The sequence below is a fragment of the Flintibacter faecis genome (assembly GCF_014287875.1).
GTDB lineage: Bacteria > Bacillota > Clostridia > Oscillospirales > Oscillospiraceae > Lawsonibacter > Lawsonibacter faecis_A.
Map to the genome: position 1 here is coordinate 1 of NZ_JACOPN010000023.1, position 3,400 is coordinate 3,400.

A 3,400-nucleotide genomic window follows, 5' to 3' on the forward strand; every position below is an offset into this window, starting at 1 on the left:
AAGATTTGTTCCATCAGCTCTGTCATTTCGGTGCGTGTGAGATCTTTGACCTCCGGGGCAAGGCTCTCAATCGTGCCGCCCAGATTGCAAAGGCGGTGGGTGCGTTTCTTTCTTTCGCCTTGTTCCAGAAATTTCTTTCGGTTTTCCAGACGCTCCAGCTTGTGCTGTTCCTGTGCAAGCCTTGTCTCGGCTCGTTCTTTTTCAGCTCGGAGTTGTTCAAGGGTTTTCGGTTTTGTCATTGTGCTTGACCTCCTTTTTTTGATTTTGGGAATAAAAAAAGACCGTCAACTTTTCGCAGATTGCGACCAGTCAACGGTCTGATTTTCGGTATTCGGTTTTTTCAAACTTGCTGGCGGCGAACAGCATTTCATGCTGTTTGCGGACGGCAAGTCCACAGGGGATAGCCGCTTTAGCGGCGCAAGGGGGTGTAGCCACCTTGACGGAACGAAGTGACGCAACATTCTCGGTCAGGCAGTTTTCTTCTGCTGACCGGGAATGAAGCTCCGCAGGACGCACTACTCTCGATAGAGAGTATAGAAGTGCGCCCTTTAGTTCCTAAAGGGATTTTGCTTCGCTGTTTATTGCACGCTCTCATTTTTCAAATGAAACATAAATTGTTAAATTATCAGGTATGTAGCTGATACTTAAACCTTTTTCTCCATTTGATAGGAGTGTCCCGACAGAAACATAGTTTTCTCCTTTGATTTTCTCTGACACATTCTCAACTACTGAAAAGCCCTCTTGTATCAAAAGCTCCATGTAGTTATCATAGCCTTTTTCGTCTATACCTGCAATACTGATACTGAAATTTCCGTGTTCTGTATCAAGCATAGCCCATGCAACTGTGCCAGTTGGAACGGGAAGTCCCTCAGTATATTCATTGACTGGCCATTCTCCCTCATCAAGCCTAATAATACCTTCAGATTGCGAATTGCTTGCGTCTCCTGTGTCTTTGGGTGGTGTTTTTGGGGCGGAGCAAGCAGTCAATGACAATATAAGCAAAATTGCAATTCCCGGAATAAATCTTTTCATAGTTACCTCCTATTGTTGTGGACAGCTCTGATAATCTGAATTGTGGCAAATGCAAAAGCGATTATGCCAACCAATAAAATAATTTGAGAAGCATCAAAAATAAAATCACCATTAACCTGAATGTTTGTCATTGCGTCTGCTTGCCCGATTGCTCCTTCCGGCACTTTACCAGACTTTGCAGTAGCATAAATTAAAAAAGCAACAATAGCTACCACAAGGGAAATGACACTTGAAATGATCCATTTCCGTTTCTTTGGGACGGAATTATCAATTCCAAACTGTTCTGCTGTGCTGTTAGCAAATTCTTGCGGCGTTCCAAGCCTTTCGATTACCTGTTGTTCAGTTTCTCCATGCTCCACGGCAGAATTAAATATTTCATTCAAGTCACGCACAACCTCGGTTTTTGCTTTGCGTGATAAATTTAATTCCTTTTCAACCTGCCTTATGTATTGCTCCTTCATTCTGAGACCTCCGTTTGTTGATAGGTGGCGATAAAGCTATTTACACAATCCGTATAGCTGGACCAAAACGTAATCAATTCCTGTAAAACTTCCTTTCCTTTAAGAGTAAGGGAGTAATATTTTTTTGATCCGCCATTAGCAGCCGCTGGTGCTAAACGACATTGAATTAGTTCCGCTTCTTGTAAGCGATACAGAATAGGGTAAATCGTTCCCTCTTTTGCATATCCTAAGACAGATGCACTGCTATTTAACTCTGTGATTATTTCATAGCCATAGGTCTCTTTGCGCCCGATTAAGGATAATAGTATCATTTCAAGAGAGCCTTTTTTGAATTGTTGCACATATTTGTTATCCATAATCTTCACCACACTTTAGTTCTGCTGATTAGCGTTGCTAAGTAGCAGAACTAATTATACTCATACTCGGTGCCTTAGTCAATAGACTCCTTGAAAAAGTTACAGTTTGTTCAAGCGTTTGAGCGCCCGAACATTTTTCGTCCGGGCGCTCTCAGTATCAGTCATAAATCAGCTCAAACTTCACAATCTCCTCTGCCTGTGCCTTGCAAGCGTTCATCTGCCGCACCCATTCCATTTGGTTTTCAGCTTTCAGTTGCTCTGTCACGCCGTTTTGCTCTGCCAGTGACCGCACGATCAGCTCCATGCGGCTTCGTGCCGCTTCGTCAATCTCGGCGCAATGCTCAAAGAGCTTGTCGGATAGCGCCAGCTCATTGAACAGTATCGGGCGGTGCATTTCCAGATACGCCTTGCGAAGTCTGCCGTAGTGTCTGAGGGGCTTTGTCTTGCGGATAACGATGTTCGGGATAAGATAATCGCCGTTCTGTGTGTAAGTGATATTCATGCTGTTTGTACTCCTTTCATCGGCTCTCTCTGCGGTAAGCTGCTGACAGGGACGAACACGCCCTTTGCAATGTCCTCCGCACGAATGGCGGCTTTCTTGGCTTCGATTTCTGCCTTTTTTCTCCCCTTGATTTTGTCCTCGTATCGCTTCTGCGCTCCGCTGGCTTTCCGCTTCAAGTAGTTCTGATGAAGTCTGTCCTTTCGTTCCTCACGCTTGCGGATTTCCTCTAATTCTTCCGGTGTCAGCTCCACTTCGCCAAACGCCGGGGGAACGAATCGCCCGACAAAATTGAAGTAAATCTCGACCTCCTGTGTGGTCTGTATACTGCCCTTGCGGTCACGCTCATGCACAAGGATTTTCTCGATAAACTCGTTGAGCATGGCAATGGTCAGCTTGTCGAAGTTCTCATATTTGTCAATCAGAGCGATAAAACGGTCAGCGTCCTTTTCGTGCTTCTCATAGCTCTTGACAGCCTTTTCCAGAACAGAGATTTCAGCGGTAAGCTCGGACTGTTCCTTTTCGTATTGAGCGTCCAGAGTGGCGTATCTGCTGTCGGACAGCTTGCCTAAAATGTTGTCCTCATAGATTTTGCAGAGCAGGACTTCCAGCTCGGAAACTCTCTGCTTTGCTGTGGCAAGGCGTGTGCGCTGTTTTCTGACCTCTGCCGTCTGCTGGCTGGACTGCGCTTCCTGCACCACACGGACAAACTCGGCTCGGTCATGCTTGGCATACTCGGCAATAGCTTTGAGCATTTCGGAAACAAGGGACAGTACCACATCTTCATTGATACGGTGCTGTGTCGTGCAGAGCTTTCCAACTGGGACTTTGCTGTATTGGGAACAGGTATATTGAGAAATACGCTTGCCGTTGTTGGTACGGTGGACATACATTTTACCGCCGCAATCGGCACAATAAAGCAAGCCAGTAAGTGGAGCTGCTTCGCCCCAGCCGTCCGGGTAGCGTCTGACATTCCCACGGATTTTCTGCACAAGGTCAAAGGTCTGCTGGTCAATGATAGGCTCATGGGTATTCTCGAAAATTGTCCATTC

Annotated in this window: 6 protein-coding genes; all 6 read right to left on the minus strand. The window is 45.9% G+C overall.

Features of this window, described 5'->3' with window-relative positions:
• A partial coding sequence (locus H8S55_RS13750; RefSeq protein WP_186879349.1) for a DUF3847 domain-containing protein occupies nt 1–239 on the minus strand: 239 nt, incomplete at its 3' end.
• 352 nt (nt 240–591) lie between these two features.
• Entirely contained in the window at nt 592–1,032 is a 441-nt protein-coding gene (locus H8S55_RS13755) for a hypothetical protein (protein WP_117814585.1), read from the minus strand.
• Between the two features lie 2 nt (nt 1,033–1,034).
• Nucleotides 1,035–1,493, minus strand: coding sequence for an HAAS signaling domain-containing protein (locus tag H8S55_RS13760; RefSeq protein ID WP_117814584.1), 459 nt, complete (start codon nt 1,491–1,493; stop codon nt 1,035–1,037).
• Nucleotides 1,490–1,861 (minus strand): PadR family transcriptional regulator, encoded by a 372-nt coding sequence (locus tag H8S55_RS13765; RefSeq protein WP_242998616.1) that lies wholly within the window; start codon nt 1,859–1,861, stop codon nt 1,490–1,492. The genes H8S55_RS13760 and H8S55_RS13765 overlap by 4 nt, the downstream gene beginning before the upstream one ends.
• 145 nt (nt 1,862–2,006) lie before the next feature.
• On the minus strand, nt 2,007–2,351 hold the full coding sequence (locus H8S55_RS13770) for a TnpV protein (protein WP_117814583.1): 345 nt from the start codon (nt 2,349–2,351) through the stop codon (nt 2,007–2,009).
• The coding region (locus tag H8S55_RS13775; protein ID WP_186879350.1) for a DUF4368 domain-containing protein at nt 2,348–3,400 on the minus strand (1,053 nt) is incomplete at its 5' end. The genes H8S55_RS13770 and H8S55_RS13775, both read right to left, overlap by 4 nt.

Bases quoted from the DNA above. Each gene is read 5' to 3' on its own strand.
- H8S55_RS13770 (WP_117814583.1), bottom strand. From the start codon at position 2,351: ATGAATATCACTTACACACAGAACGGCGATTATCTTATCCCGAACATC.
- H8S55_RS13760 (WP_117814584.1), bottom strand. From the start codon at position 1,493: ATGAAGGAGCAATACATAAGGCAGGTTGAAAAGGAATTAAATTTATCA.
- H8S55_RS13755 (WP_117814585.1), bottom strand. From the start codon at position 1,032: ATGAAAAGATTTATTCCGGGAATTGCAATTTTGCTTATATTGTCATTG.